This window comes from Shewanella septentrionalis (assembly GCF_025370265.1).
In the GTDB taxonomy this organism is placed as follows: domain Bacteria; phylum Pseudomonadota; class Gammaproteobacteria; order Enterobacterales; family Shewanellaceae; genus Shewanella; species Shewanella hafniensis.
Map to the genome: position 1 here is coordinate 1 of NZ_JAMTCC010000104.1, position 1,769 is coordinate 1,769.

Consider the following 1,769-nt stretch of genomic DNA (forward strand, 5'->3'; position numbering starts at 1 on the left):
ACCCGTAACGACAGCAAAATTGGCTCACTAACGAAAACGGTCAACTCCCCTATGCGGTTGTTGATCCCCAGTGCTGCGGATGAACTGGCTGAACGCAAGGAGATACAAAAAGGACTCAGCTCACACGCCTTTAAAATCACCACCATGACATTGAATGTCACCCTGTATACGACAGAAGAGAAGCACCGCCACGACACCTCAAAAGCGATAGCGACATTCCGCACGGCAGGCATTGATTTAATCCGAAACAATAAACTGCAAGGCATGTGTACTCTGTCCACACTCCCGTTCTCAATGAGCGAAGGCTTTATGAAAGACAGCCAAAAAGCGGGCCTGTGTTTCATGATGAAAACCTCAAACTTGGTGAACTTTTTACCGATTGTTGCAGACTACAAACGCTTATCCGCAGGGTTACTCTTGCCAACAATGCGCCATCAAATTAGCTATTTCGATCCGTTTAACTGCGGCAGTGATAACTACAACATGGCCATCACGGGCGGCTCAGGGGCAGGGAAGTCATTCTTCATGCAAGCCTTGGTGAAATCTATTTTTGCCAAAGGGGGCAAGGCATGGATTTTAGACAAAGGCCAAAGCTATAAAAAACTCACTCAAACATTAGGCGGCGTCTATCTCGATAGTTCGCAGATTTTCCTAAACCCGTTTACCCACTTAGGCAAAGTATTAAGCGTGCGGGATGCGGGCACTTTTGGCCCAATCCTCGATGATGAAGGTCAAGCCATTGATCCCATCACCGAAGTGTTGGGAAACATCACCGCGCTTATCGCCACCATGGCATCTCCTGATGAAAAGCTCACCGGATTTCAGACGGCATTACTCGGCGATGCTATTTTGCTGGCATGGCAAAAATGCGGTAACGACACGCTGATTGACGATGTGCAAAAGGCACTCTATGACATTGCCGCGCAAAAAAATGACGATACCCGTATCAGTGATATCGCTGCGCAATTAAACAAGTTCTGCTCTAACGGCATTCATGGCGCGATTTTCAATAAGCCCTCGATGCTCGATCCCAATATCGATATCACCACTCTTGAACTCGATGGATTTAAAGGCGAGCTGCAACGTCCGGTGATTTTCGCGTTAATGGTGACGATTAGCCAACAAATGTACTTATCGGGCCAACGTTCTATTCCGAAAATCTGTGTGATTGAAGAAGCGTGGTCGCTCATGAGCGGCGCGAATGCGCAAAGTAAGGATTTCATCAACGAAGGTTATCGCACAGTGCGTAAGTTCGGCGGTAGCTTTGCCACAGTAACGCAAGGCATGAACGACTTCTTTGCCAACGCCGAGGCCGAAGCGGCACTGAACAGTTCAGATATTCATATCACATTACGACAAGGTGATGGCTTTGGGGATTTCTTGAACAAACATCCTGACCACTTCTCGCCCTTCGAGCAACACATGATCAAGTCATTCCCCCGCGCCAATGATGCGGGTCATTCCTGCGTCATGCTCAAAGCGGGCGGGCTAGTGTCCTTTCACCGGATTTTTGCCGATCCATGGTCGCGCGCCATGCTCTCAACCGAGCCGAAAGAATTTGAGCATTGTGAGAACCTTATTAAAGGCGGCATGCCGTTACTCGATGCCATTGAACTGACAGCCCAACATTTCTATCCCGATGATATGGCTCGTTTTGATGCCATTTTGTCCGCAGCAGCAACCCACAAAGAGGCCGCATAAATGGAAAAAACCATTATTCAATCAATTTTATGGCTGGTTACGCTGGGCGTCATGATCACCCTGTGGGT

At 48.3% G+C, this 1,769-nt stretch carries 1 protein-coding gene; it reads left to right on the plus strand.

What is annotated here, in order from left to right:
* The coding region (traC, locus tag NE536_RS22685) for a type IV secretion system protein TraC (protein ID WP_261274106.1) at positions 1–1,701 on the plus strand (1,701 nt) is incomplete at its 5' end.
* Positions 1,702–1,769: the final 68 nt, after the last annotated feature.